The sequence below is a fragment of the Brucella lupini genome, from assembly GCF_002252535.1.
Taxonomy (GTDB): Bacteria; Pseudomonadota; Alphaproteobacteria; order Rhizobiales; family Rhizobiaceae; genus Brucella; species Brucella anthropi.
In genome coordinates this window covers 63,085-89,321 of sequence record NZ_NNRN01000059.1, presented here as the reverse complement: position 1 = coordinate 89,321, position 26,237 = coordinate 63,085, and the positions used below count along the sequence as shown (strand labels likewise).

Sequence of the window (26,237 nt, the reverse complement as noted above, 5' to 3'; positions counted from 1 at the left end):
AAGAATCGGCTCCTCGCAGAGATCGCGAGTAGGGCTAGCTTGTAGCACGATGCTCGCGGTTGGTTTGGCCGACGCGGCTTGCCCGAGCTACCCCGTGTTCGACCAGGCAATCGATTATTTCGGCATAGTCAGCCGTTGCCTTCGCGTACATGCTGATGTTGGTGAAGCCCGGAATGGTGTTCACCTCGTTGACGACGAATGTCATATCCGGCGTCAGGTTGACACGCGCATGCTATCGCAGCCGAGAGCCCTGAACGCCAGGGCGGCCATGTCGCGCGTTCGCGCTTCCACCTGTGGCGGCGGCGCCGTCGGCACTTTGAGCGCAGCCCCGTCCTCATCGAGGTATTTTGCGTAATAGCTGTTGAACCCATGGGTTTCTGCCGAAGCGATCTCGCCGGGGATTTCAGCATTTGCTGAACATAACTCGTGGAGTGAAATAAGTTGACAAATTTCACCGGTTTGGCCATTTTCAGCAGATGCTGAAAACTATTAACGAAGTGAACGAGCTAGAGGACCAGGCGACTGAAGCGATCACCGCACTGTTGCACGCTGTCCCTTTCGTTCAGATGATGAAAGTCGAACAGGCGCCATCAAATTCTGGTTTCGACATTCTTGTTGAACTCAGTTGGGAAGGGCATAGCCGCTTTCTCGCCTGCGAAGTCAAAGCTCAAGGGCAGCCGCGGCATGTGCGCGCGGCGCTCCTTCAACTTCGCAAGACTGCGAAAATGTTTGATCCGCGGGCGATGCCGATCTTCATCGCACCATATATATCTCCCGAAGCGCAAGCGCTCTGCAATGAGTTTGAAGTAGGATATCTCGACCTGGTCGGAAATGCGCGGATCGTCTTCGATACCGTCTTTATCGAGCGTCGGGTCGACACGAAGCCGCCTGCCATTCAGCGAAGCCTGAAATCCATCTTCAAGCCAAAATCCGCGCAGGTTTTGAGAGTGCTCCTCCGCGATCCGGATCGCGCATGGCGCGTGGCGGATCTCGCCCACACCGCAGAGGTAAGTCTCGGACATGTCAGCAACGTTCGCAGCGAGCTGGTGGATCGGGAATGGGCAGAGGTCGCAGATGACGGCCTGCGGTTGTCGCGCCCCGACGCGCTGCTGGATGCCTGGCGCGACGCTTATGAACCACCGCCCGGCGAACGCATGGGCTTCTATACAACACTCCATGGCCAATCTCTGGAGGACGCGGCGCGGGGTGTTCTCAGCGTAAGGAGTGATGGGCGGAACGCGATTTTCGCATCCTTTTCGGCGGCGCATTGGCTGGCGCCTTACGGGCGGGTAGCGACCCAATATTTTTACGCGGATCCCGCCGGACTGACGGCCTTGCGCACTGCTCTCAAACTGTCACCCGCGACATCGGGGGCAAATATCGTGGTCACTGTTCTGAAGGACCATGGCCTATTCAATGACGCCACCGAGCCTGCTCCGGGAGTTGTCTGTACAAGCCCAGTACAAACTTATCTCGATCTTGCCGTATCAGGAGAGCGCGGCGCCGAGGCGGCTGAACACCTCAGACAGGACCTTCTTACATGGCAAAGATAGTCACGCCCGACCCGCAGTCCGCCGCAGACTACGAGGACCGCACGACAAAAGCTGTCAAAGGTGTCCTGGTTGAGATCGGGCAGATACTCGGCAGCTTCAAAGGAAAGTTCGCCGTGATCGGCGGTGCCGTTCCCTGGCTGCTTCTCGACAATGAGGACATGCCTCACGTTGGTACTCTTGATGTCGATCTTGGCCTGGATGCGGAAGCTCTCGGAGACGGCGAGTACGTGTCTCTGGTCGAGGCCTTGATGGGCCAGGGCTATAAGCAGCGTGAGGAGCTGCGGCGCTTCCAGCTCGTTCGCGAAGTACCGGTTGATGATGGTGGCGCGCCGATCGATATCGTCGTCGATTTCCTCATGCCCCGTGATGCGGAGATCGTCAAAAACCGTCCGCCGATCCTGAGCGATTTCGCTGTCCAGCGTGCCGACGGCGCGGATCTTGCCCTGCGTTTTTATCAGCTGGTCGCAATCACCGGCGATATGCCTGGCGGCGGCACCAATCGTGTCGAGGTCGCCGTCTGCTCTATTCCCGCATTGCTCGCCATGAAAGGCTACGCCCTCAACGGCCGCCACAAGCAGAAAGATGCCTACGATATCTATTACAGCATCAGAAACTATCCCGATGGGATCGAGGCCCTGGCTGAAGCCTGCAAACCTTTGCTCGAAGAAAAGAGCGGCGCACAAGGCTATCAATATATCGCCGACAAGTTCGACGCGCTGGATGGTTACGGCGCAACGAGTGTTCGAAAATTCGTCGCGGAGACGGATATCCTTGACGGCCGCACGCCTGAGCAATGGCAGCAGGACGCGTTCGGTCAAATCGACGCGTGGCTGCGCGCCCTTGGTTTGCGAGAATGACGTCGTTGAGGCGTTTGTGGGGCGAAATATAAAAAGACGATTGGGGGCAATGTGGGAAATTCAGGATCGCGGTGGCTTCGATGGGAGCCACATATTCATGCACCGGGGACTGTGCTCAATGATCAGTTCAATGGCTCCGACAGCTGGGAGCAATACCTCGCCAAGATAGAGGCGGCGACGCCTGCAATTCGCGCGCTTGGCGTGACCGACTACTATCTGCTCGACACATATGAACGCGTCCGTGAGGCGAAAGCTGGCGGCCGGCTCCCCGGTGTCGACCTGGTGTTCCCAAATGTGGAGCTGCGTCTCGCTTTCGGAACCGTCAAGGGCAATTGGGTCAACTGTCATCTTCTCGTCAACCCGAAGGATCCGGATCACGTAGGAGCGACACAGCGTTTTCTCGCGCAGCTGACGTTCGAATATTCTGGCGATCGATTCACATGCACGCCCGACGAACTCATGCGCCTGGGATCGAAAATCGATCCCACTCTTTCGGGACGGGCCGCGCTCGCGCGCGGTGCGACCCAGTTCAAAGTCAGCTTCGAACAGTTAAGCGAGCTCTACCGCGCCATCGACTGGGCCAGGAACAACATCCTCATCGCGGTCGCGGGCAGCGAACATGACGGTACCTCCGGCATGCGAGGCGAATCCGAAGGCGCGCAGCGGCAGGAAGTGGAAAGGTTCGCTCACATCATCTTCGCGAGCAGCGCCAGCCAACGCGATTTCTGGCTCGGTCGCAAAAGCAGCGCAACTCCCGATGAAATTCGCGCCCGCTATGGTGCGCTCAAACCGTGTCTTCACGGCAGCGACGCCCATGAAACAGCAAAGATCGGCGCGCCTGACGGCGACCGCTATTCCTGGGTGAAAGGGGGGGCGCATTTCGACTCGCTCCGTCAGGCGGTCATCGATCCGGCCGGGCGGGCGTTCGTCGGAGCAGCACCCCCGATCCGCGCCACGCCCTCGCAGGTCATCTCCCGCGTTTCGATCCTTAACGCCCCCTGGGCTGCAACACCCATCATCGAGCTTAATCCCGGGCTTGTGGCAATCATCGGCGCGCGTGGATCCGGAAAGACGGCGCTTGCCGACGCAATCGCCGCCGGCTGCGACGCAGCCTCCGAACATCTCAGTCCGGCCTCGTTTCTCGTGCGCGCGGGCAATTTGCTGGAGGGAGCCAGTGTCCGGCTGGATTGGGGCAGCGGCGATCCATCCGAGCGCAAACTGCTCGATTACGAATACGATGCCGATCTGGATGGCCGGTTCCCGCGAGCACGCTATCTTTCACAGAAGTTTGTCGAGGAACTTTGCTCGGCCGACGGTATGACAGACGCCCTGCTCGGTGAAATCGAACGGGTCATTTTCGAGGCTCACCCTGAAAAGGACGGAACTTTCCGTTTCGATCAGTTACTGGAACTCCGTGCCACCCGCTTTCGTCTTGCGCGCCAGCGCGAAGAGGAGGCGATTGCCACACTTTCAAACCAGATTGGACTGGAACGGGAAAAGCGGCGCCAAATTCCGGGCCTCACCCAGCAGATCGCCCAGAAGGAGCAGATCGTCAAAGGGCTGGAGACGGATCGAGACAAGCTGATTGTCAAAGGGAGCGAAGTTCGGGCCGAGCGGCTCACTGTCATTGCCAACGCGGCTGAGAAGGTGCGTTCTTTCGTGCGGTTCTTTACGAACCAGGAAACTACGCTTCTCGCGTTGCAAGACGAGGTGAAGGCCTTTCGCCAGAACAAGGCGCCGGAGGCTCTGCGTCAAACCAAGTCAAGCTTCGTCGCTGCGCGGCTCGAAGATTCCGACTGGCAGGACTTCCTGCTGGAATATCACGGTAATGTCGATGCCGCTCTTGCGGCAAAGCTCAAAACCGCACGCGCGAATGCAGCAGGCTGGCGGGGTTCGGCTCCTGCGCCTCTCTCTGACCCCAACCTGTCCTACCTCGCGGACGATGCCGATCCGGAAAAGACCACACTTGCTGTGCTCGAGGCAGAATCGGCGCGTCTGCAAGGATTGATCAATATTGATACCGAGACCGCGAACAAGTTTGGCGCTTTGGTCAGGCGCATCGCAGAAGAGAACACCCAGATCGAGACCACACGCACGACGCTTGCCGATTGCCAAGGGGCATCCGAGCGGATGGCAAGCCTCAGCAAGCAACGGCGCGAAACCTATCTTCGTGTGTTCGAGTCGATTATCGCCGAGGAACAGGTTCTGCGCGATCTCTACAGACCTTTGGTGGATAGATTGCAGGCAGCCAAGGGCACGTTGCAGAAGCTGTCATTCTCAGCTTCCCGGCACGCCGATGTGAAACAATGGGCTTTACTTGGCGAGAAACTTTTCGATCTGCGGCGCGCGGGCGACTTCAAGGGCAAGGGCTCGCTAGAGCAATGGGCCAACACTCACCTGCGAAAGGCTTGGGAAACAGGCGATGTCCCTGCCATAGACACGGCCATTCAGCATTTCACCGACGCCTGGCAGGAAGAGCTCCTCGCTGTCGCCAATGTGGCGAGCAATGATCAGGCGGCTTATCGAAGCTGGTTGGTGCGCTTTGCCAAATGGCTGTTTGGTACCGAGCATATCCAGATCGAGTACAGCATCGACTACGAGGGTACGGACATTACCAAACTCTCGCCCGGTACCCGTGGGATCGTCCTGCTCTTGCTCTACCTTGCGCTCGATGAGAGCGATCACCGGCCCTTGATCATTGATCAGCCGGAGGAGAACCTCGATCCGAAATCGATTTTTGACGAGCTTGTCAGCCTGTTTGTGACTGCCAAGGCCAAACGGCAGGTCATAATGGTGACCCACAACGCTAATCTTGTGATCAACACCGACGCAGATCAGATCATCGTTGCGAACGCTGGACCGCACGGGCCTGGCGAGTTGCCCCCGATCACTTATTTTTCCGGCGGCATGGAGGACGCCGATATGCGCCAGCAGGTGTGCGACATCCTTGAGGGAGGGGAGGAGGCGTTCAAGGAACGAGCTCGACGCCTGAGGGTGAGGCTGGAGCGTTAGTTTATTCATCCGTCTGCACGGGTGGTGGCATCCTGAGCCATGCTCAGTCTCTCCGAGCGGCAATGACGCACTCCGAGGCGCGGGAGTTCGGCCCGGGAAATCGAGGATTAGATCCCATCAAACCTGCGCCAAGCCTCTAATCCGGACCGGCATTTTGATAGGGATAGACCGGCTCCGCCGACTAACTCGACAACAAGAAGCCAGCGAGTACCTCGTTGAAACGGTCTGGCGCCTCGATAAAGGAAAAGTGCGCCCCACCTTCATTCTCGTCGAAGATGATCAGCTTTGATCCCGCGATCTGACTGTGAATCCACTTCTGCGAGCGAGCGTCGACATGACTGACACGGCCTCCCACGATGAGCGTTGGCCGGTCGATCCGGGTAAGAATATCACTCCAGTCGATTGAGCAGTGATTGACGAAAAGGCTAGCGGCAAGCCGGGGATCCACCCTGAGGTTCTCCGCCAGCAGCCAATCCTTTAGCTCTGTCGGGATTTGTTTGGTCACCATTGAGTCGAGAAAGGCGCTTCGTGTTGCATGGCCATCGGCGCCCATGATTTGCTCAGCAATTGAAAGCATGGTGGCGCTGTCAAAAAGGGCACCCGCATTGACCACATCCTCTTCGCTCATTCCGGGCTGGCGCATCACAGACGCCGGTTCATCAACGAAGACCAGGCGGTCAATCTGCCTGGTGCCGCACAGGTCGATCATTGCCCAGGCCACAGAGGCTCCCATCGACCACCCGACAATGTCAGCGCGTTCGATTTGCTCATGCTGCATCAGTTCCTGTACGTCGCGGGCGAACCGATAGATCCGATAACCATGCGTCGCATCGGGGGATTGACCATGCCCACGAAAGTCGAGTGCGATGACGCGCCGACTTTTTGATAGATGGACGATCTGATGCCGGAACATTGCCGCCGACTGCGACCAGCCGGGCAACAGGATCAGTGCTTTGCCTGATCCCTCATCGGTATAGGCGAGTGTTGCCCCGTCCGAGGTCTCGAATGTCTTCTTCATATGGTGTTCTCCTCCTTACATTCTTCATCAATTCGCCATTGCTTTTCTGCCGCCTCCCGCGGTTCAGACAATGACGCATCAGTATCGCATGAAGCCTCCGTCGACATTGAGCGTCACGCCCGTGATGAAGCCGGCGGCCGGCGAGACAAGGAAAGCAGTCGCTTCGGCTATGTCGTCAGGTCGCCCTGTCCGGCCAACAGGAATTGCGGCAACGATGTCTTCTCGCTGCTTGTCCGTTAGTGACGAAGTCAGATCTGTGTCGGTGAGGCCGGGGCAGATTGTGTTGCACGTCACATTAAAAGGACCGGCTTCTCGAGCGATACCCTTGCTGAATGCGATCACGGCACCCTTCGCTGCGGCATAGCAGCTGTTGCCCAGCAGACCTCCCCCTTGCTGGCCGGCCACGGAGGCGATGTTAACGATGCGGCCCCAATGCGAGGCGGCCATATGAGGAAGGAAGGACTTCGTCAGGAGAAAGACCGCGGTCAGATCAATAGCGATCAACCGCTGGAATTCAGCAAGTTCTATATCTTCAACTGGACCCGTCGAGACGATACCGGCATTGTTTACCAGTATATCTATCCCCGAAAACCGAGTCACCGTTTCACATGCCATTTGAAGGACGTGCGTGGGATCGGCAAGATCAACATTCATGAAGGTGGCGGCATCATCGCGCTTGGCAAGATCGCGGACCGTACGTTCGCCGGCGTCACGGTCGATGTCCCAGATGACGACGTGAGCACCGCGCCCCGCTAGTCGGTCAGCAATTGCAAGACCTATGCCGTGTGCAGCCCCCGTGACCAAGGCCACACGGCCTGTCATGTCCCGTTGCATAGTCCCCCCGTTGCCGATAGCATTTCGGCAGTGTCTCCCTGATGAGGAGACTAGATTTCCTATCGGGAAGGTGCAAACGACTTGTCCTTGCCCTTTCGTTAAGCGGAGCTTCACCGATGTCGCGGCTGGGCGTACCCTTGAGCAGCCTGGAGATTTTCGCCGAAGCTGGACAGGCATGTTCATTCAAGCGTGCGGCGGAGCGGCTTGCGCTATCGACAAGCGCTGTCAGTCAGGCCGTCAGAAAGCTGGAGGAGCGCCTGGATCGCCGTCTGTTCGATCGTGTTGGCAATCAGTTGAAACTGACGCCAGAGGGGGTAAAACTGCTCAAACATGTGGCGGCGGGGTTCGATGAAATGCGTGCGGGGCTCAGTACCATTGCCAACAGCCGAGACGATCCGATTTCGATCTGCAGCCCGCCGGGAATTGCAAGTCAGCTCCTACCCGTCGTCGTCCAATCGCTTCTGGCTTCCCATGAGCGTGACATTCGCCTGCTTGCGGATGAGGCGCCTAACTTTCGCTCCTATCGTGACTTTGATGTCGCGGTCCTCTACGGCGAGGCGGCAGCAAGTCTACACGATCTGGAATCGCTTGGACCAGACGTGTTCGCGCCGGTGTGTGCCCCGCAGGTGAAGCACGGTCTTAAGACCGCGGGAGACCTTGCAAACTTGCCCCTGATCGTCAATGAGACCAACGCGGTCACCTGGGTCGAATGGCTTGATCTGAACAATGTCTCCCTACCGCAGGCGAACTGGTTGCGCTTCAATCGCGCCTCACAGATCATACCGGCTGTACTTTCCGGACTCGGAGTGGCGCTTGAGTCACTTCGGGTATTCGCGCCTCAGCTTGAGCGTGGCGAACTTGTGCTTTGCGATCTTCCCGGCAGCAAGGCAATCTCCCGCGAACTCACCTTCCTGCATGTCACGACCAAACCCGCTCGAGTTGAACGGGCAACAAGGGTCGCGGATCTCGTGCGTTGTGAGTGCAAGACGGCCCCTGACGGGCGTCGGATCGCTTGGGATAAGCTTTAACTAAGCGGCCATCCGCGCAATTGCTCTGGAGTCATTAACTGCGCGTCAGATCGTCATGACCGAATAAGAGGTCGCCGATTTGAATCTTCTCAAGGCGACAGGGGGATCGTCCTGCTCTCGCTCTACCTTGCGCTCGATGAAAGCTATCACCGGCCCTTAATCATCGATCAAGGCCGACGCGCAAATGTCGCTCATAGGGGACGACTACAGCAAGACGCGGGTGGGAGTAGGTGAGTGCGCCAACAGTCCGAATGGTCTCGGGGGCATTTGCATGGCTGGCGTCAAAGTCACACCAGAGGCGATACCTGCATACTATGTGAAGTTAGGTCTCTCCAAATCAGATCCCAGAAGAGTTGGCCATTAGATGATATAAACAATGCCATCTCCGGCGTTACCAGCGGAGATGGTGGTTTCACCAGCTATCTTGTAGAAATTTGATTCTAGAGAGCCGGGTTAACGCGTTAGGTTCACCCGCTCTCGGCCGTCAAACGGCAGCGAGCGGGTACAGCGCTCCTGACAACGGTGCTTTCCGCCTCCGTTAGTCAACGTGTGGGAACATCAAAACCAGATCAACACCAAATCAACACAGGCCAACTTTCAGAGCTGAATCCATTTGGCTTTCAAGTTTTCGTATTTGTCGAATGCGTGCAGGGAGCGGTCCGAGCCGTTGCCAGATTGCCGGACACCGCCCAGCGGAGCGGTGATATCTGCGCCGGAGTAACAGTTGATTTGAACAACGCCGGACTTGATTCTGCTTGACACCAGGTGTGCCCTCGACAGATCACGGGTCCAGAGTACCGAAGAGAGACCGAAGACAGTCTCATTCGCAATGGCTATCGCGTCATCTTCCGTATCGAACGAACGCGCAGCAAGCACGGGCCCGAAAATCTCTTCCTGCACGACATCCATGTTGGCGGTGACGTCGGTCAGGATCGTGGGTTCGTGATAGAAGCCGCCGCTTTCGGCATGAAGTTGGTGGCCTCCATGGTAGACGACGGCACCCTGTTGCGTGGCCTGGGCAATCGCAGTCTTCGTTTTTGCAAGCTGGGCAGCATTGGCCAGCGCGCCCGTTGTGAAGGCCAACGAAAGTGGGTCGCCGATACGCATCGCCTCAGCTTCGGCCCGTACGGCGTTCATGAAGTCCTTGTAGATGGATCGTTCGATCGCAAGACGCGACGCAGCCACGCAGACCTGACCATTGTTGCGAAAGATGGAAGCTGCCGTCTCTTTAGCCGCGCGTGCGAGGTCCGGCGCATCGGCGAAGACGAGATTGGGAGATTTACCACCTAGCTCGAGATAGACCCGTTTCAGGTTGGAGCGCGCCGAATACTCAAGAAGGAGACGTCCGACAGCACCGGAGCCTGTGAATGCGAGCACATCTACATCCATGTGCAGTCCGAGAGCCTGGCCAACGACGGCGCCGCGTCCGTTGATTGCGTTTAAAACGCCAGGCGGCATGCCCGCCTCAGTCGCAAGTTGGATGACCCGCAAGATGGATAGGCTCGCCTCCTCGGAAGGCTTGACGACGACACTGTTACCGGCGGCCAGGGCCGGGGCCAGTTTCCAGCTACCGATCATCAAGGGGAAGTTCCAAGGGATGATCACGCCAACCACCCCAACCGGCTCTCGACTGATCAGCGACAACACGTCGTCACGCGTTGGCGTTATCTCCCCATTCCGCTTGTCGATCGCTTCCGCGTAGAACCGGATCGTGTCCGCGGCCGACTGTGGATCTCCCTTCAAGGCCATACGAATTTCGGTGCCGTTGTCTCGAGCCCCGAGGACCGCTATTTCGAGCGCATGCCGGTCGATCAGATCCGCCCACCTGAGCAGGATCTTCTTGCGGTCCTTCGGCGCCATGCGCGACCAATGGCCCGCCTCGAAGCTGCGCCGGGCGGCAGCCACCGCCCGGTTTACGTCTTCGCTCCCCGACGCCGCGAGAACTGTCAATTGTTTCCCATCGATCGGGCTGATTATTGGCATTTCCTCACCGTTTGCAGCGGCGACTGCCTGGTTGTCGATGAAGTTCAGGCCCATGGGTGCTGGCAAGTACCGCAACGCATCAATGGTTGACTGGTTAAGGCTCATCAGCGCCACTCCTCACCGACGGGCTGAAGGACGCCCGGTCCGCTAAAGGCACTCGCAATACCCAACTCTTTCAGGGCGGCATTAAAGGCATCTCTTGGACGCATGACATCGAGATGCAATGCCCGCAAGCCGACATCGAGCCCTCCGCGGACATTACGCATCTGGTCATCGATAAAAACACACTCGTCCGCCCGCAATTCCAGATCGTCAAGACACGACTGATACGCTTTCGGGTCGGGCTTGAGAACGTGGGTGTAGGTTGCGTCGCTGATGATATCGAAATGCTCCAGAAACTTGAGCGACTTGCGCAACTCAACGCCGAAGAAAAGATCAAGCTCGTTGGACAGGATCGCGAGCTTTTTCCCAGCAGCCTTCAGAACGCCGATCAGCGGCTCAATTTCCGGACGAATGATTTCATGGATGTCTCTGCCTCGCGCGCGCATGACAAACTGAGCCATCTGCGTCCAGTTTTCTCCCAGGAGCGCGCCGGTCTCGCGCGTCCGGGCCAGCCAGTAGTCGCGCTCCGTGATTTCGTCGCGCTGCATGGATTGCCAGAGCGGATCGCCGTCCGGATCGAAAGGCCCCATCCAAGTGAGGCTACCTTCGGCCAGGCCCAAATTGCGCTCGGAAGAACGGTGTGTCTCGAACATCGTCAGCGTTACAACGCTGCCAAAATCCAGGATAAGAGCTTTTGCGTCCTCCGGCATTTCAATACTCCGCCCATGAATCGATTGCCTGTTCCTTGGCCAGACCGGGATACAATCTTTCCAGCATGTCATAGGAAGCCTTCACCTCATCTGCACCTGCGATCAACTCTGTGACTTCGACCGGGCGATCATAAGCTGAGCCCTTGCTTTGGAACTTTCGGTCGACACTGAGGATTTCGCAGTTGCGGAAGCGTAGGAGCCGGTCGAAGACCGTTCTGTAGATCTCAGGATCGTATTCCCGGTCGCGCTCGATCAGATCCGGCACGCCCTGCCACCGGTTATGCAACTGTCGCGCGGCAAGCCATTCACCCTCGACAATATGGATGGGCGCATCCTTCGTCTCCTGTTCGTTGCGCGGATTGGCAAAGGTTATCGCGCGCTGGCTCGTGATCACATTACGCATTTCGCGCGTGGGAACTGGTACGAAAAAAAGTGCGGTTTGCGAGGTCAGTATCTGTTCCGCCTGGTCATCGTTTTTTTGCAGCAACTCGACAAATCGGCCTCCGACGACTGGCAATTCCCCTATCAAAATGTCGCGCTGCTCCGGATGATCCTTCACCCATCGCTCGATTCCCCGTCGGACCCAGATGCCGACGGCCTTGCGGACTCCGGGGTGGGTGATGTGGTCTTTTTCGGGATACTTGTCGAGCCAGGCGCCCGTTTCAAATGCACGACGAGCGGCATCCCACTGCATCGAGTGAACCTTGCGTCCGGCTTCATGGGCAAGGATCGTAAGCTGCTGGAACAACAGGCTCTTACCAGAGCTCGGCAGACCAGCCATGAATATGATCTTGCGGGAAGAGACAGCCTTGCGGAAACGCGCGCCGATCGGATCGTCGGCTGGAATAACACATGTTTCGCTCACGAAACCCACCTCAACGGAACTGATCGACACTGGGCATGTCGCCGACAGTGACTTCTATGACGGTCGGCACGTCCGTCGTTGCAATGGCGCGGCGCAGTGCAAGTCGAACCCCTTCTGGCGATTCAGTTCGGATCGCTTGCGCGCCAAAGCTTTCAGACATTCGGCAGAAATCCGGGTTGTGGAGATCAGTGGCTATGACCCGTCCACCGTAGTCGTTAATCTGCATCTGCTGAACATTGCCAAAACGGTTGTTGTTGAAAAGCAGAATGATTAGCGGAATCTTGTGCTGGACGGCGGTGGCCAGTTCCTGCACGGCAAACATGAACCCTCCGTCACCAGTGACCGAAACGACGGGAACGTCTGGTTTTGCCACCTTGACACCGAGCGCGGTCGGGAAGCCGTAGCCAAGTGTTCCCTGATAGCCGGTCGAAATATAGCTACGGGGTTTATAGACTGGATAAACGATCCGGCTGGCGAAGCCGACCTGGGTCAATTCGTCGACGAAAATGCCATCCTCGCCAATCTCCTCGCGGACGATTTTCAGATAGCTGAGCTGCGGTTCCAGGACCGCGGAACGCTTCACCCAGGCGCCCTTAACCTCCAGCAATTCAGCCTCGCGCGAGGCGCGCACCGTGTTGTGGCGTTCGAGCTTCTCCAGAAGATGCGGCAATGCCACTTCCGCGCGCGCTGTGATCTCGCATTTTGGTGTGAAGAACTTCCGATGACTCGTCGGGTCGACGTCGATACGGATAATGTCAGGCTTGTGTGTCTTGAGCCATTTGCGCGCGGGGACACGCATGTTGCTGCCGATCGCCAAGACCACGTCCGCTTTTTTCCAGAGCTCCCTGGCAGCCGGCTGGTGTAGCGAGAGATAGCTGCGTGCATCCACCACACCCATGCCCGTACGATAACCGACGACAGGCGCCTGCAAAGCCTCAGCCAGTTGACGGACCAGGTCACTCGCCCCTTGCGCGGCACCCCCAACGAAGATCAACGGGGATGCAGAGCCTCCAAGCAGCTTGGCCGCCTCTTCGACAGCATCTTCATCGAGTGGGGGATCATAGGACGGCAGCACATCGAATTGCGGGTTTGCAGGGCCCTTGCCCGCCAGCACATCCATCGGAATTTCAAGGCCAACGGGCCTCGGCCTTCCCGACAGCATCTGCCGGAACGCCTCGCCGATCAGGGCGGGAACCTCCGATGGGCTGTTCGCCCGATCTGCCCATTTGGTCAGCGAACGCAGGATCATGAGCTGATCGTTGATCTCGTGCAGCTCGCCCCAGTCCTTGCCGATGGAGTGCGAGTTGATTTGTCCAGTCAGGCACATCAATTTCGCATTCAGCGCGTAAGCAGTCGACATCGCCGCTGTCGCATTGAGGAGGCCTGGGCCCGGCACGACGTTGAAGACTGTCGGACTGTCGCTGGCCAGCGCGTGGCCGAGCCCCATATACGCCGCTCCCTGCTCGTGCCGTGTATGGATAATGCGGAACTTCTCTCGGTGGTCATAAAACGCATTATAGAGCCAGTCGTTCTGCACTCCGGGCAAACCAAAGACAGTTTTCACTCCGAGATTGTGCAGCGAGAGAACAGCTGCTTCACCGCCCGTCATGGTTTTCATCATCTCTCAGCTCTCCAGGATCGCGGTGATTGCGGCCAACAGGCGTGTATTGTCGTCCGGTGTTCCGATTGTGATGCGGATGTGATGCGGCAGGTAGAAGGCGGGACGCACCATGACGCCATGTTTGACCAGGGCTGCCGTCAGTTCTTCAGCGTCATAGCCTTGCGGACAGCGGACCATCACAAAGTTCGCCTGGCTCGGAGTTATCTCCAGTCCCATTTTTGCAAGTTTTTCGAGAAGACGCCCGCGTTCCGCATGGTTGTTGTCGACGGTACGCTGCAGATGGTCGACATCGTTCAGCGCGGCCTTGGCCGCCTCCGTGCCGGCAGTACCAAGATGAAAACTGCGCTTCAACTTCTGTACCTTTTCCGCAATCCGCGCCGGCGCTATGCCATAGCCAAGGCGCATGCCCGCCAGGCCATAGGCCTTTGAGAAGCTGTGGACGATCACGATATTCCGATCCTCCAGAACATGCCGGATGGCATCGGGAAGCCCCGCTTCTGTCGCGAACTGATAGTAGACCTCGTCGTAGATCAAGGTGACATGGGATGGCAGCCGATCGAGAACTGCCGTCAGCACATCTTCGCCAAACCATGTTCCGGTAGGATTGTTCGGATTGCACAGATAGACCAACCGGGTCTCTTGCGTGACCGCTGCAATGATCCCATCGACATCCGGACTGAAATCAGGTGTGATGAGCGGTACCTTGTCGATCGCACACTGCTTGTTGGAAAGTGATTGCGAATAGGCGCCGAAGCACGGCGGACAAATGATCGCGCGTTCTCCGGCACGAATGAGGGCATCTTCGACAAACGAAAGGACTTCGACACCGCTGTTGGCCGAGAAAAACCGGTTCTTCCCGAGACCCCGGCCATGAAAGGCTGCAAGGGCTTCGCATAGCTTGCCATCCGTGCGTTCAGGGTAGTGGTTCGCCGATGCCATGGCCGCTTGTGCTGCGGACACAGCTTTGGGCGAAGGGCCGAAAGGATTTTCGTTTGACGAAAGCTTGGTAATCGCAAGTCCTTCTGCGAGTCCCTTTACTTCGTTAATTGACAAACCAGCCTTGTATTCCATGGGGACCTCTCAGCGCTCAGATCGTTTCCGGCATTGGGTGGCAAAGTGACGCCTTGCAAACCACCGCACTGGAAATCGTGTTAGCACTTTTCTGAGTGGCCTACTGTCACCCGTTTCGGACGACAATGGCGCCGAGCGCCTGTACGCCGCGCGGGTTAACCGCGGCTGTGGCAACCGGATTGGCCCTCCCATTGATAACCCACGGAGGCCGTGCGAGGATCGAAACATGTCACTGGAAGAATGTTTCTCGGGCAGAGACGCCCCCCGTTTTCTGCAACTGCTGTCGGACTGCTTGCAATCGCTGGGTACCGAGGAGTTCAATGCGGGTTTTCTTGACCTGATCGAGAGTGTCGTCAAGGCAGACCAGTGCATGATATTTTCATACCGGGGAGACAGACCTGAATGCTACCTGTCGTTCAACCGCCGCCAGAGCGATACAGCGGCCAATCTCGCGCAAAAATATCTACGATCGTCCTATCGGGAAGATCCGGTCATAAAATATCTGGGCAGACTACAACCGCGCGAAATGCTGCTTCTTAGCCTCTCTGACCTGCGGGCGGAGATGCCAGAGGAATACTTTCATAGCTTTTTTGCAACGAGCCAAATCGTAGACAAAATTGTTGTTATCGTGAGAACTGAACAGGAATCCCTGGCGCTCAACTTCTATCGATTTAAGGAGAGCGGCCCGTTCAACCGAAGCGAGGACACACTCCGAATACCCTTCTGGCGCGTCATCTCCCAGCTTGCGCTGATGCACTATACTGGCGGAAATGCTGCCCGGCTCCGCAGTCCTCTGAATTCGCTATCCAAGCGTGAGAAGGACATTTGCGAGGCGATGCTTATGGGACTGGCGTCGGATGCAATTGCCTGGAAGCTCAATATTTCCGTCAATTCAGTAAAGACCTATCGGCAACGCGCTTACGAAAAATTGGGGATCAATTCGAAAGCTGCACTCTTCTCCCTCTGCAACCAGCAGAGCGCCTATAGCGACTGAAGCCGTCGTTTTCGCTTCATTCCCCAGACGTACCAGTCTTGGGCCTTGGGTTCGCTCAAGACATCGGGAGCGCTGAAAGGGGAACCTCCACGGGTTTCGTCACCTACTCCAGGGGACAGACCTGGCGCGCATCATCAGCCTATCATCTGATAATTCGAGCGGCGCCAAGGAGGAGGTAATTGTGAGACCCGCAGGACGCAGCGAGACCGAGTCTCTCTATTTTCACTATCCATATTTCGATGCACCGGGGAAAGAAGCCCGTGACGCAAAGCGTGTTATCAAAGTGGCGATCGTCGGCGCCGGACCGGTTGGTATGACCGCTGCGCTCACCTTGGCAAGCCAGGGCGTCTCCTCTGTCGTCTTCGACAACAAATCCACGTTCAATGACGGCAGCCGTGCGATTTGCGTTGCCCGCCCGAGCTATTACATTCTCGGCAGGCTCGGTATCGCCGCACCGTTCGTCGAAAAGGCACTCCCCTGGACGACTGGGCGATCATTCTATCGAGGAACACAAATCCTCGAATTCAAGATGCCGGACAGCGAAAATGAAAAGTTCCGGCCGATGTACAATATCCAGCAACAGTATATCGAACAATTCCTATGGGAGGCTATCAAGGCTAACCCACTGATCGAAACCCGCTGGCAAAGTTCTGTGGATGAGATCGAGAATGCCGAGGATGGCCTTCGTCTCACGATCAAGGATCCAGATGGCATATATTCAGTCGATGCGGAATGGGTGCTTGCTTGCGACGGGGCGCGAAGTAGTATCCGCGCAAAGCGAGGGCTCCGGCTCCGAGGCCAGAACTTTGAGGGACGCTATGTCATCGCCGATGTTCAGATGGACCACGACTTTCCCACAATAAGAAGAGCGCTTTTCGATCCACGCTGCCGACCCGGGGGAACGGTGCTTATCCACCGGCAACCAGAGAATATCTGGCGGATTGACTATCAGCTTGAGGGACATGAGGAGACAGAAGAGGCGATCAAAGAAGAAGCCATCCGGGCAGGCGTTCAGGCCGTCCTTGATGAAATCGGCCATTCCGGACCATGGGAGCTCGAGTGGTGGAGCATCTATTCGGCCAACACGCTTGCGCTCGATGACTACCGCGACGGACGGGTATTTTTTGTCGGCGACAGCGCTCACATTGTGCCGATTTTTGGCGTTCGCGGCCTGAACAACGGCCTTGCAGACGCTGCCAATATTGGCTGGAAACTCGGCTGGGTTATCAATCAAAAAGCCGGCGCAGCACTGCTTGACACCTACTCGCCAGAACGCCGTGGCGCGACGCTTGACGTCTTTGCCAACGCTTCCAAGACCGCTCGATTCATGACTCCCGGCACCTATGGTTGGCGCCTCATGCGTGATGCCGCGCTTTCACTCGCTCTCACCCATTCGTTTGCGGGCGCCTTGGCCAATCCCCGCCAGATGACTGCCTACACCTACAATGGAAGCAAGGTAATCATCTCAGATGACGGGGACTTCACTGCGGGACCGGTGGCCGGATCCGCGTTCCAGGACGTCCGTCTCGATGACGGATATCTGTCCGAAAGACTGGGGAACGGTTTCACCGTGCTATGTTTTGACGAGAAGCTTGCTGCGCAGCTCGATGCCGCAATCGCTCCTGATGCAGACATCACAATCCTTTCGTTCTCCTGCTGCTCTCCGGTTTTAGATTACAAAGTACAAAAATCCGCCAGACCGCAGCTGGACATACGAAACCCCACGCTAGCACAGGCAAATCGTCTTTGCACTTGTTTAGGATACTCTGGTGCCGCACAGACTTTGCTCATGTGTGTTTTTCTGCTTTCGGGTCACTGCCGGTTGACTTGAAATCAACCTGGCTAACGTATTTGAAATTAGCCGATCCGTTATCGATTGACTTCCGGAGATGCCTCCTGGAATGCCGCCAGATCCGTCGTCGCCTTGGAGACGGCAGTGATCCGGGAAAGATGCGTGTAACCTACGCCCCACCGGGTGGCGTTATATAGCTGTGGTATCAGAACGCAGTCCGCGACTCCTGGAGTAGAGCCGTAGCAGAAGCGGCCGAGAAAGTTCGGGTGATTGAGAAGTTCCTCGAATGCTTCGAGACCGGCGGAAATATTTTCGCGGTTCCAGGTCGCTCGAGCTTCAGCGCCAGCGATATTTTCGACGCGTTGGAGCACCTTCAGGTTGGAGGTTGGATGCGTCTCGCAAGCGATCGCAAGGGCAAGAGCACGAACATGGGCTCGTCCGCGAGGACAATCGGGCAGCAACGGCGGGTTAGGGTGCATCTCGTCAAGATACTCGATTATCGCCAGTGATTGACTGAGTACGACGCCGTCGATGCTCAAGACAGGAACCAGACCCTGGGGATTGAGCTCTTTGAAGCTTCCGCTGTTCTGTTCACCTTTCACGAGGTCCACGGAAACACGGGTATAGGAGATTCCTTTGAGTGCGAGCGCTATTCGAACTCGATAGGAAGCTGAAGAGCGCCAATAGTCATATAGGACGGTTGTCATGGTTGCGCCGGCAGGATGCGGCCCGCGCAGGGGCCAAAGCCAATCCGATAGCCATCGGCTTGTCCATACGCGTACAGATCGATCACATCGCCATCCAGGATGAAGGTCCGAGCCTCACCGTTTACAATGACCGGCTCATTTCCGCCCCTTGTCATCTCAAGGAGCGCCCCCGTTTGATCCTGTGCCGGACCTGAGATCGTACCAGAGCCCAGGAGATCACCGATACGCATGGGGCAGCCTGAAGCAGTGTGATGTGCAAGCTGTTGAGCGCTTGAATAATACATTTGATTGTAGTTGGTCTGTCCCATTCGCTGACCATTCATCATCCAGCCAATCGTGAGATCATACAATCCAGGTCGCTCTTCCTGAAGGTAAGGAAGCAGCGCATTGGTGCGTTCAGCCCCCATGCTTCGAAATGGCTCGAGCGCTGCCTGTGTCACGATCCACGCTCCGATAGTCGTACCAAGTGCTTTGGATTGGAAGGGCCCGAGCGGTTGATACTCCCAGGCTTGAATATCTCGTGCAGACCAGTCATTCAGCAGAACGTAGCCGAAGATCATGTCATCGGCCTGATCAACGCTGACACGGTCACCCAGGGCGGAAGTGGCTCCGACGATGGCGCCGAGCTCCAGCTCAAGATCGAGGCGGCGACATGCGACCCATTCGGGGCCGTCCTCCCCCTTGACCTGTCCCATAGGACGTCGAATTGGCGTGCCGGACACGACAACTGATGAGGCACGCCCATTGTAGCCGATTGGCATATGCGTCCATTGGGGAGGCAGGGCATTTTCCGGTCCACGGAATAGGACGCCGACATTGAACGCATGGTTTTTTGAGGCATAGAAATCGGTGAATTCAGTGACTCTGATGGGCAGATGCAAAGTTGCGTCGTTCATCGATATCAGGGGAAGCTCCTCCGTTGCTTCTTCTCGAAGCAAGTCAGTCAGTCTTGAGCGAACTTCCCGCCATTTTGCTCGACCCAGCTCGATAAAGTCGTTGAGGTATGGCTTGATGAACGTCCCGTTGGCATTCAACAATCCCCGTTCTTCGCATGCCGCCAGGTCCAGAATTGCATTCCCGATAGCCACACCGCATCGTGGCTTTTGCGCGCCGACGGAAAACACACCGTAGGGGAGGTTTTGTATCGGAAACTCGCAATCCGCTTCATTGGCCGATGCGATCCTGCTTCTCAGCAGCTTTGTCATGCTCTGTGTCCCATCGAAGTCACTGGATATGTCTGTCTGGCAGCAAGGCCCCGCCGATCTGAGAGATCATTTCAGCCCAGGCGTACCATCAAATTTTTTCTCGAGCTTGTTCCACACCTCAATGTACTCCTCCTGCATCGGAGCCTCCTTGGCGGCGAACTCGGTCAGATGTTGAGGGAAACGGGTCTCGAACATGAAGGACATGGTATTTTCGAGCTTTTCCGGCTTGAGTTCCATGTTTGAGGCACCTTCGAAAGCGTTCTTGTCCGGTCCATGCGGAAGCATGCAGTTATGCAGACTGATGCCGCCAGGAGCAAAGCCGTCGGGTTTGGCATCGTAGACGCCATAAATATTTCCCATCAGCTCAGACATTATGTTCTTGTGGTACCATGGGGGCCGGAAGCTATGCTCGGCTACCATCCATCGTTCGCGGAAAAGTACGAAATCGATGTTGGCTGTTCCTTCTTGCCCAGACGGCGCGGTTAGAACGGTAAAAATGGACGGGTCAGGATGATCGAACAAGATCGCTCCTACGGGTGAATAGGTGCGCAGATCATACTTGTATGCGCAGTAGTTACCATGCCATGCCACAACATCCAGAGGGGAGTGTCCGATCCAGGTTTCATGGAATTGGCCGCACCATTTCACGACAACGCGACTTTGCACTTCCCGGTCTTCAAAAGCGGCGACCGGGCATTTGAAATCGCGCGGATTGGCCAGGCAGTTCGCCCCGATCGGCCCCCGGTTCGGTAGGTCAAATTTCTGGCCGTAGTTCTCGCAGACAAACCCTCGGCATGGGCCATCAACAACTTCAACACGATAAACGAGACCTCGCGGAATGATCGCGATTTCCTTCGGCTCTAACTCGATCACACCAAGCTCCGTGCAGAAACGAAGCCGTCCTTCTTGCGGAACAATCAGCATTTCGCTGTCGGCAGAGTAAAAATACTCCTCTTTCATCGAGCGAGTTACGAGATAAACATGACTGGCCATGCCTACCTGAATGTTTACGTCCCCAGCGGTCGTTATGGTCCGCATGCCTGTGACCCAGTTCAGATCCTGATCTGCCGTTGGTAACGGAATTGGATCCCAGCGATATTGGCCCAAACTCATAATGTTCTGCCGGTTCGGATCATGCGGCAGGATGTTTGGCGCTGTTTTCCAATACGGTACGTCGATGGGCTTGAAGCGGCCGGTGTGATGGACCGAAGGTCGTATGCGGTAGCACCAAGTGCGTTCGTTCTGCCCGCGGGGAGCGGTGAATGCGGTGCCCGACAGTTGCTCGGCGTAAAGCCCGTAATTGCATTTCTGTGGCGAATTCTGGCCCTGAGGCAATGCGCCGGGCAGCGCCTCCGTCTCGAAGTCGTTACCGAACCCCGGCATATAGCCCTCGGCAGTGCCTGTTTTGGAGCCGGACCGGATTGTAGTCTCACTCAAATCGCGCATATCCACGGGCACACCCCTAAAACTCGTTGCTCATGCAACGAATAAACGTTGCGCCAGCAACGATGTCAATGCAAAAATACCAGATCGAGCAAGATTGTTGTCTTCGCAACGATTATGTATGCTTCGCACATCACGGGGACGCCAATGACCTTTCAGCTGAACGATTTCCTACCCTACCGTCTTAATGTTGCGGCTGCGCAAGTGAGCCGACGTTTCGCCGCGCTCTATAAAGCCGAAGCCGGCTTGTCGGTACCTGAGTGGCGCGTTCTGGCGCACCTGAATGGATCAGGACCCGTCAGTGTCCGCGATATTGTCGGGAAGGTGAATCTGGAAAAGTCTGTTGTTAGCCGCGCCGCTGATAGCTTGGCGCGGTCGGGTTATCTGATGAAAACCGTTTCGGTCCAGGACCAGAGGCTCGTTGCACTTGAACTCACGCCATCGGGAAAACAACTGATGCAACGCCTTGGGCGCATAGCGGCCGACTTTCAGGCTACGCTCCTGAACGAATTGGGTGCCGATGCAGATTCTTTCAAGCGAGCGCTGACGCTGCTTGGCGAAAGTCCCCAAACGTGAAGGCAAACGACATCCGTTAGAAATCACCGGCCCGAGAACAAGGTCGGCCAACGGACACAGGCCATGTGATCTCTGCCCTTATTGTCGACCCCAACCTGCATCGCCGAACCCATTGCGCAAATAGCCAAGGTCGCAGGATCTGCTCGATGCAGGAGAGCTGAGCCAGTTTTATAATCAACCAAGTGCACCAATCGACTTGCCTAGCTTTCCGCAGAGCCCATTGATCGCTATCCTGAGCGAACAAGGTGGTAGACAGGTTGACCTCAAGCCTGTCTGCTTACGGAAAAGCCAAGGCATACAGCGACGTGAAAATCGATCAACAAACCACTCGGGCGATGAACCGTCGTCTAATCCTCAATCTCATCAGGCGTGAAGAGCAGCTTAGCCGGGCGGATATTGCGGCCGCGACAGGTTTGAGCCCGGCGGCGGTGACCTTCGTCGTCAGTGATCTGATCTCGGAAGGTTATCTCATCGAAGGCAAGACGATACCAGGCGGTGGAGGGCGTAGGCCCATTCCGCTCGAGATCAACTATGCCGGCCATCTCGCCATCGGCATCAAAATGAATGTTGGCAGTCTGGAATGCGTACTTACCGATCTATCCACTGCAACGCTCTCGTCCCTTACTATCGAGTTCAAGGATCCTTCCCCGCAATCGGTTCTGGATGCGGCGGAAAAAGCGGTGACACGATTGCAGCGGCTGGCGCCGGAAGGGGCCGGGCTGCTGACCGGAGTAGGCTTTTCCATGCCGGGCACAATCGATGCGGAGAGGGGAATCTGCATCAAAAGCCATCGCTTTTTCTGGGAAAATGTGCCGTTTGCCAGCATGTTACAGGAGCGTGTGAATGTACCCGTCTGGATGGAGGATGACACGTTGGCCTTCGCGCTGGCGCAGCATCTTTTCGGTCTTGGGCGGCAGCACCGGGTCTTTACGGCGGTGGCCATCGGGGTCGGGATTGGTTGCGCGACGGTGGTGGACGGTAAGGTGCAGCGTGGCGCGCACGGGGATGCGGGCAAGATCGGGCATTCGATGCATATGATTGACGGACCCCTGTGCGAATGCGGGCGCCATGGCTGTCTTCAGGCCTTTTACTCCGAGCCCGCGATCGTCGAACGCTGGCGTAAGGCAATGGGTCTGGACAAGGACCTGGCCGTGAACCGTTACGCGATGAAGGAAGCCGCGTTGCAAGGCGATTCAATTGCCAGGGACATTCTGCAGGAGGCTGGCGAAGGCATTGGCCTTCATCTCGCGCGCATGGTCGCTGTCGTCGATCCGGAAATCATCATTGTCGGCGGTGAAGCGGTGAGTTTCGGCGATCTGCTGTTCAACCCGATGCGAAAGGCGCTTGAGCTCAACTGCTTCACGCCACCGCCTGCACTCGTGCCGGATGAGAGAGATAATTTCTGGAGCAGCGGTGCGGCGGCTCTGGCGACGCAAGGCCTGTTCAATTTCGAGATGACGACGCCTGCCTTTCCCGCATAACAAAGCGGCGAAGGTGCTTGTGACACCTTCGCCGCTCGTTTCGGGGGATTTACACCCCTCTGGGAGAACATTACGGGCTTGAGTTAGCCAATTTCGATGACAAGGCAACCATAGCCTTCGAGTGTATATTCACCGGAAACATCACTTCCTGTCAGCAAGTCCTTACCGGATGCGAGGTTTGTCAGCTTCCGGTCGGTTTCCAACGTGTTGAGAACAAACAGCAGCTTGCGATCCTCTGCCGTGCGCATCACCACTTCCACGCCTTCCGGCAAATCCGCGATAAGCGGTTCGATACCAGCTTTTGCGAGGACGACGTCATCCAATACATCCACCAGATCATCGGTGAGATAGGTTGCGAGATAGATCACCTGTCCCTTGCCGACCTTGCGCCGCGTCGCTGCTGCCCGACCCTTGGCAAAGCGGTTAGACCAAGTGGCGATGGTCTCCACGTCATCATCGAGCGTCAGCAACTCATAGAGATGCTCGGCCTCGATGGTGCGTCCACCGATGTCGATCGTGTATTTGCGGAAGGCCGAGGAGGAGGGGAGGATATGTGGGGGCACGTAATGGCCATCCTCCACGCCCTTCTTCTGGAAGAGACCATCACCATCCCTCGCCGTGATACGACCGAATTCTTCGACGCGAACACCGCAGAGTTTTGCAAGCGCCCCGCCAGGGGCCAGTTCCCGGATGATATGGTTGTTGATGTCGCGCGTACCAGTCATGGCGCCGACGATCAGCGTGCCGCCGGCCTCAACGAAGGCTTCTACATTGGCCGTCCACTCCTGATTCCACATGACCCAATGGGGGATGTAGAGCGCCTTGAGCCGGGAAAGATCGTCTTCAGGATGAATGAAGCCGCATGAAATCCCGCGCTCATAGCAATGGCGATGCAGCAGGGTCGCATCGTCCTGCGGAGAGGGCAGGCCGATCGGATAGGTCTTGTGGGCTTCCTGATTGTCGAAATCCGCACCGGCGATGCCAATATCCATATGGACCGAGGTTCCGAGCAGCTTGTCCTTGATCTTCGCTATATCGCGCGCAAACTGCTTTGCTTCGTCGAAACGGCGGCGGCCGACATCATCATGATCGATCAGGCCCATCCAGTAGATTTCCGCACCGAAATGCGCAGGACGCCAGCGGAAGAACATCAGGCCATCGGCCCCACGCGAAACGGATGACAGTGCCATGCGCCGCATTTCGCCCGGTTCCGGCGTCATGGTGGTAAAGGCCGGCTGGCTGCCCAGGCCCGAGGCCTGTTCCGGCACGATGAAGTTGCCGGTATAGCTGCGGCAGAGATCGAGCTTCAGTGCCTGAGTGGCACCATGTCCGCCGTTGCGTCGGAACTCGTCATAGAGCATCGGATAGATGTCGAAGCCGATGAAGTCGAGGTCTTTTCCGAAGTCACCGCGAAAATCGATATCGGTCAGATTGCCGAGATTGTGGAAGATGAACCAATCCGGGTTCGTCGCCCGCAGGATTTCCACCTGATCGCGCTGGAACGCGGCAGTCGCCGTGGCCAGGAAACGGTGATAATCCTGCACATGGCCGGGGCTCAGATAGGACGGTGCCATCGGGTAGGGCAGCACGACTTGATCGAAATTGTCATAGGAGGTCGCCCAGAAATGGCCACCCCATGCAAAATTCAGCGCGTCTATGCTGTCGTATTTGTGGCGCAGGAAGTTGCGGAAGGCGAGCGTTGCGGAATCTGAGAAGGACTCGGATACGGTGGTGTTCAGTTCATTGTCCGTTTGCCAGCCGATGACATATGGGTTGTCCTTATAATGCTCCGCCATCGCCTTGGTGATGCGGCGGCTGTGATGGCGCAGCACGGGGCTCGTGGTGTCGCCATGCTGGCGCGAGCCGTGACTTGCACGACGGCCCTTGCGGTCGACACGGAGGATTTCGGGATAATTCATACTCAACCAGCGCGGTGGCGTTGCCGTAGGCGTGCAGAGAATGGTGTTGATGCCGGTTTTACCAAGGCCTTCGATGGCGCGGTCGAACAGATCGAAATCGAATTTTCCTTCAAAGGGCTCCCAGATGTGCCAGGCAAATTCGCCCACGCGCACGGCATTGAAGCCCGCTTCCTTCATCCGGTCAGCATCGCGCTGCCAGTAGCTTTCGTCCACATGTTCAGGATAGTGCGGCACACCAAGCAAAAAATCGTCAAGGTTAAGGGTGCGCCAGGCCGATAGCGGCGCAGGTTTCGTCCGTTTCATTGCGGAAACTCCAGTTTACTTTTGGGTCACAGGCTTGGGAGGTGTGAGCGTTTTGCCATCGGGGCCAAACAGGTAGCAGTCATCAAGGGCGAAGCCGACGCGGATGGATGAGCCGACATCGAAGGGCACAACCTTTCCAAGCTGGATCGTGACATTGTGCGTGCCGGTGTCGGAGCCGACAGCCATCAGTGGTGAGGCATCCGCATGGACAATAGTTTCCCGACCCAGATGCTCGACAAGGCGTACCTTCGCGTCGAACGTCATCAGCGAAGGGTCGGCATCCTGTGTTTGCAAACGCTCTGGCCGGACACCCAGCGTTACCGTGTCGCCCGTCTTCACCGAGGCGTCGGCAGTCAGCGGAACGCGGAGTTCTTCAAGTCCAGCAAAGGAAACGGCAGCAGTGCCTTGTTCTGTTCTGATGACCTTGCCTTCGAAGAAGTTCACTCGCGGCGCGCCGAGGAAGCCCGCGACGAAATGGTTTTTCGGGTTGGCGTAGAGCTCCAGCGGTGAGCCGACCTGCTCGATCTCGCCCTTGTTGAGAACGACGATGCGGCTTGCCATGGTCATGGCTTCAACCTGATCGTGAGTCACGTAGATCATCGTTGAGCCGAGCTCGGCATGCAGCGTCGAAAGCTCGACGCGCATCTGGGTGCGAAGGGCAGCGTCGAGGTTCGACAACGGTTCATCGAATAGGAAAACCTCCGGCGAACGGGTAATCGCCCGGCCGATGGCCACACGCTGGCGCTGGCCGCCGGACAATTGCTTTGGCAGCTTGTCCAGTTGCTCATCAATCCGCAGGATTGCGGCGGCGCGTTTGACCGCAGCATCGATCTCTGCTTTCGGGCGCTTTGCCATGCGCAGCCCAAAGCCCATGTTTTCGGCAACGGTCATGTGCGGGTAGAGGGCATAGGACTGGAACACCATGGCGATGCCACGGTCGCCCGGTTCTTCCTTCGTCACATCCCGGCCATTGATTATCAGTTTACCGGAGGAGATCGTCTCCAGACCGGCAATGGTCTTCAGCAGGGTAGATTTGCCACAGCCCGACGGGCCTACCATGACGATGAACTCGCCCTTTTCGATCGTCAGATTGATGTTCTTCAAGGCGTGGAAGCTGGTGTAATGCTTCTGGACGTTGAGGATTTCGACGCTGCTCATGTCAG

The 26,237-nt window shown here is 57.0% G+C and carries 20 protein-coding genes and 2 pseudogenes; 9 read left to right on the top strand and 13 right to left on the bottom strand.

The genetic code is table 11. The features are described from left to right. Positions 1–34: 34 nt before the first annotated feature. Positions 35–399, bottom strand: a pseudogene (locus CES86_RS23185) (D-alanine--D-alanine ligase A); the annotation flags it as partial. A gap of 77 nt (positions 400–476) precedes the next feature. On the opposite strand from CES86_RS23185, the gene CES86_RS23180 reads away from it, so the two are divergent. The 3 genes from CES86_RS23180 to CES86_RS23170 are packed head-to-tail and all read left to right on the top strand — an operon-like array spanning position 477 to position 5,422. Continuing rightward, positions 477–1,553 carry a type IV toxin-antitoxin system AbiEi family antitoxin gene (locus CES86_RS23180; protein WP_052820701.1) on the top strand — a complete coding sequence of 359 codons (1,077 nt, stop codon included), beginning with the start codon at positions 477–479 and terminating at the stop codon, positions 1,551–1,553. Continuing rightward, positions 1,541–2,410 (top strand): nucleotidyl transferase AbiEii/AbiGii toxin family protein, encoded by an 870-nt coding sequence (locus CES86_RS23175; protein WP_052820702.1) that lies wholly within the window; start codon positions 1,541–1,543, stop codon positions 2,408–2,410. Before CES86_RS23180 ends, CES86_RS23175 begins: the two co-directional genes overlap by 13 nt. Before the next feature lie 51 nt (positions 2,411–2,461). Further along, complete coding sequence (locus CES86_RS23170; RefSeq protein ID WP_052820703.1) at positions 2,462–5,422, top strand: TrlF family AAA-like ATPase; 2,961 nt, start codon at positions 2,462–2,464, stop codon at positions 5,420–5,422. 181 nt (positions 5,423–5,603) lie between these two features. On the opposite strand, the gene CES86_RS23165 is transcribed toward CES86_RS23170, so the two are convergent. Together CES86_RS23165 and CES86_RS23160 are read right to left on the bottom strand one after the other, a co-directional pair. Next, complete coding sequence (locus CES86_RS23165) at positions 5,604–6,440, bottom strand: alpha/beta fold hydrolase (protein WP_052820704.1); 837 nt, start codon at positions 6,438–6,440, stop codon at positions 5,604–5,606. Positions 6,441–6,518: 78 nt separating this feature from the next. Beyond that, on the bottom strand, positions 6,519–7,262 hold the full coding sequence (locus CES86_RS23160) for an SDR family NAD(P)-dependent oxidoreductase (protein ID WP_157952878.1): 744 nt from the start codon (positions 7,260–7,262) through the stop codon (positions 6,519–6,521). Positions 7,263–7,390: 128 nt separating this feature from the next. Between CES86_RS23160 and CES86_RS23155 the strand changes: the two genes are divergently transcribed. Then, positions 7,391–8,302: a LysR family transcriptional regulator gene (locus tag CES86_RS23155; protein WP_052820707.1), complete on the top strand. Its 912-nt coding sequence runs from the start codon at positions 7,391–7,393 to the stop codon at positions 8,300–8,302. Positions 8,303–8,389: 87 nt separating this feature from the next. After that, positions 8,390–8,473, top strand: a pseudogene (locus CES86_RS28355) (AAA family ATPase); the annotation flags it as partial. 426 nt (positions 8,474–8,899) lie between these two features. Here CES86_RS28355 and CES86_RS23150 read toward each other — a convergent pair. The 5 genes from CES86_RS23150 to CES86_RS23130 are packed head-to-tail and all read right to left on the bottom strand — an operon-like array spanning position 8,900 to position 14,654. Beyond that, positions 8,900–10,390, bottom strand: coding sequence for an aldehyde dehydrogenase family protein (locus CES86_RS23150; protein WP_052820708.1), 1,491 nt, complete (start codon positions 10,388–10,390; stop codon positions 8,900–8,902). Continuing rightward, positions 10,390–11,097: an HAD-IA family hydrolase gene (locus tag CES86_RS23145; RefSeq protein WP_052820709.1), complete on the bottom strand. Its 708-nt coding sequence runs from the start codon at positions 11,095–11,097 to the stop codon at positions 10,390–10,392. Before CES86_RS23145 ends, CES86_RS23150 begins: the two co-directional genes overlap by 1 nt. A 1-nt stretch (position 11,098) precedes the next feature. Further along, positions 11,099–11,962, bottom strand: a complete 864-nt coding sequence (locus CES86_RS23140; RefSeq protein ID WP_137039921.1) for a hypothetical protein — start codon at positions 11,960–11,962, stop codon at positions 11,099–11,101. A gap of 10 nt (positions 11,963–11,972) precedes the next feature. Further along, positions 11,973–13,583 carry a thiamine pyrophosphate-dependent enzyme gene (locus CES86_RS23135; RefSeq protein WP_235820009.1) on the bottom strand — a complete coding sequence of 537 codons (1,611 nt, stop codon included), beginning with the start codon at positions 13,581–13,583 and terminating at the stop codon, positions 11,973–11,975. 3 nt (positions 13,584–13,586) lie between these two features. Next, positions 13,587–14,654, bottom strand: coding sequence for a pyridoxal phosphate-dependent aminotransferase (locus tag CES86_RS23130; RefSeq protein WP_052820711.1), 1,068 nt, complete (start codon positions 14,652–14,654; stop codon positions 13,587–13,589). A 226-nt stretch (positions 14,655–14,880) separates the two neighbouring features. Here CES86_RS23130 and CES86_RS23125 point away from each other — a divergent pair, with 226 nt between their 5' ends. After that, the gene (locus CES86_RS23125; protein WP_052820712.1) at positions 14,881–15,648 is read left to right on the top strand and encodes a helix-turn-helix transcriptional regulator; all 768 of its coding nucleotides are present in this window, start codon (positions 14,881–14,883) and stop codon (positions 15,646–15,648) included. A gap of 181 nt (positions 15,649–15,829) precedes the next feature. After that, a complete protein-coding gene (locus tag CES86_RS23120; RefSeq protein ID WP_094515518.1) occupies positions 15,830–17,479 on the top strand; it encodes an FAD-dependent monooxygenase in 1,650 nt (549 codons plus the stop codon). A 38-nt stretch (positions 17,480–17,517) separates the two neighbouring features. Here the strand turns inward: CES86_RS23120 and maiA are convergent, their stop codons facing one another. The 3 genes from maiA to hmgA form a co-directional block, all read right to left on the bottom strand. Further along, positions 17,518–18,147 carry a maleylacetoacetate isomerase gene (maiA, locus tag CES86_RS23115; RefSeq protein WP_080823930.1) on the bottom strand — a complete coding sequence of 210 codons (630 nt, stop codon included), beginning with the start codon at positions 18,145–18,147 and terminating at the stop codon, positions 17,518–17,520. Next, positions 18,144–19,352 carry a fumarylacetoacetase gene (gene fahA, locus CES86_RS23110; RefSeq protein ID WP_052820739.1) on the bottom strand — a complete coding sequence of 403 codons (1,209 nt, stop codon included), beginning with the start codon at positions 19,350–19,352 and terminating at the stop codon, positions 18,144–18,146. Before fahA ends, maiA begins: the two co-directional genes overlap by 4 nt. A 66-nt stretch (positions 19,353–19,418) precedes the next feature. After that, entirely contained in the window at positions 19,419–20,798 is a 1,380-nt protein-coding gene (gene hmgA / locus CES86_RS23105; protein ID WP_052820740.1) for a homogentisate 1,2-dioxygenase, read from the bottom strand. A 144-nt stretch (positions 20,799–20,942) separates the two neighbouring features. Here hmgA and CES86_RS23100 point away from each other — a divergent pair, with 144 nt between their 5' ends. Together CES86_RS23100 and CES86_RS23095 are read left to right on the top strand one after the other, a co-directional pair. After that, positions 20,943–21,371 carry a MarR family winged helix-turn-helix transcriptional regulator gene (locus tag CES86_RS23100; protein ID WP_052820781.1) on the top strand — a complete coding sequence of 143 codons (429 nt, stop codon included), beginning with the start codon at positions 20,943–20,945 and terminating at the stop codon, positions 21,369–21,371. 335 nt (positions 21,372–21,706) lie between these two features. Next, complete coding sequence (locus CES86_RS23095) at positions 21,707–22,852, top strand: ROK family transcriptional regulator (protein ID WP_052820741.1); 1,146 nt, start codon at positions 21,707–21,709, stop codon at positions 22,850–22,852. An 83-nt stretch (positions 22,853–22,935) separates the two neighbouring features. Here CES86_RS23095 and CES86_RS23090 read toward each other — a convergent pair whose 3' ends face one another. Next, positions 22,936–25,074, bottom strand: coding sequence for a beta-galactosidase (locus CES86_RS23090; protein WP_052820742.1), 2,139 nt, complete (start codon positions 25,072–25,074; stop codon positions 22,936–22,938). Positions 25,075–25,089: 15 nt separating this feature from the next. Further along, a complete protein-coding gene (locus CES86_RS23085; RefSeq protein ID WP_052820782.1) occupies positions 25,090–26,232 on the bottom strand; it encodes an ABC transporter ATP-binding protein in 1,143 nt (380 codons plus the stop codon). Positions 26,233–26,237 lie beyond the last annotated feature (5 nt).

Bases quoted from the DNA above. Each gene is read 5' to 3' on its own strand.
- CES86_RS23090 (WP_052820742.1), bottom strand. From the start codon at position 25,074: ATGAAACGGACGAAACCTGCGCCGCTATCGGCCTGGCGCACCCTTAAC.
- CES86_RS23145 (WP_052820709.1), bottom strand. From the start codon at position 11,097: ATGCCGGAGGACGCAAAAGCTCTTATCCTGGATTTTGGCAGCGTTGTA.
- CES86_RS23175 (WP_052820702.1), top strand. From the start codon at position 1,541: ATGGCAAAGATAGTCACGCCCGACCCGCAGTCCGCCGCAGACTACGAG.
- CES86_RS23130 (WP_052820711.1), bottom strand. From the start codon at position 14,654: ATGGAATACAAGGCTGGTTTGTCAATTAACGAAGTAAAGGGACTCGCA.
- CES86_RS23165 (WP_052820704.1), bottom strand. From the start codon at position 6,440: ATGAAGAAGACATTCGAGACCTCGGACGGGGCAACACTCGCCTATACC.
- CES86_RS23085 (WP_052820782.1), bottom strand. From the start codon at position 26,232: ATGAGCAGCGTCGAAATCCTCAACGTCCAGAAGCATTACACCAGCTTC.
- fahA (WP_052820739.1), bottom strand. From the start codon at position 19,352: ATGACAAAGCTGCTGAGAAGCAGGATCGCATCGGCCAATGAAGCGGAT.
- CES86_RS23100 (WP_052820781.1), top strand. From the start codon at position 20,943: ATGACCTTTCAGCTGAACGATTTCCTACCCTACCGTCTTAATGTTGCG.
- CES86_RS23135 (WP_235820009.1), bottom strand. From the start codon at position 13,583: ATGATGAAAACCATGACGGGCGGTGAAGCAGCTGTTCTCTCGCTGCAC.
- CES86_RS23160 (WP_157952878.1), bottom strand. From the start codon at position 7,262: ATGACAGGCCGTGTGGCCTTGGTCACGGGGGCTGCACACGGCATAGGT.
- CES86_RS23095 (WP_052820741.1), top strand. From the start codon at position 21,707: ATGAACCGTCGTCTAATCCTCAATCTCATCAGGCGTGAAGAGCAGCTT.
- CES86_RS23180 (WP_052820701.1), top strand. From the start codon at position 477: ATGCTGAAAACTATTAACGAAGTGAACGAGCTAGAGGACCAGGCGACT.
- hmgA (WP_052820740.1), bottom strand. From the start codon at position 20,798: ATGCGCGATTTGAGTGAGACTACAATCCGGTCCGGCTCCAAAACAGGC.
- CES86_RS23155 (WP_052820707.1), top strand. From the start codon at position 7,391: ATGTCGCGGCTGGGCGTACCCTTGAGCAGCCTGGAGATTTTCGCCGAA.
- CES86_RS23150 (WP_052820708.1), bottom strand. From the start codon at position 10,390: ATGAGCCTTAACCAGTCAACCATTGATGCGTTGCGGTACTTGCCAGCA.
- maiA (WP_080823930.1), bottom strand. From the start codon at position 18,147: ATGACAACCGTCCTATATGACTATTGGCGCTCTTCAGCTTCCTATCGA.
- CES86_RS23125 (WP_052820712.1), top strand. From the start codon at position 14,881: ATGTCACTGGAAGAATGTTTCTCGGGCAGAGACGCCCCCCGTTTTCTG.